Below are 280 nucleotides of genomic sequence, written 5' to 3' on the forward strand. Positions count from 1 at the left end.
TCAAAAGTGTGAGTCAGCTCAAACTATGATTTGGTTGGGTTATCACTCACTTAATAGCGGGTAATTGCAATCAAGACTTGCAGTTAAAGCCCCGAACAAGTAACGTTGCGGCGTTTTTCACATTAAAAAGGTAACGGCATTGATCTCCACAGCAAATATCACCCAACAATTCGGCGCTAAGCCACTTTTCGAAAATATTTCAGTTAAGTTCGGCGAAGGCAACCGCTACGGTTTAATCGGCGCGAATGGCTGTGGTAAATCGACGTTCATGAAGATCCTA

1 protein-coding gene is annotated in these 280 nt (G+C 43.2%); it reads left to right on the top strand.

The window, feature by feature from the left end:
* Positions 1-139 precede the first annotated feature (139 nt).
* Positions 140-280, top strand: a 141-nt coding sequence (locus AB4653_RS28845) for an ATP-binding cassette domain-containing protein (RefSeq protein ID WP_372106067.1), incomplete at its 3' end; no start/stop codon positions are given.

Origin of the sequence: Vibrio sp. 10N.222.48.A3 (genome assembly GCF_041475345.1) — a bacterium.
Taxonomy (GTDB): Bacteria; Pseudomonadota; Gammaproteobacteria; order Enterobacterales; family Vibrionaceae; genus Vibrio; species Vibrio tasmaniensis_A.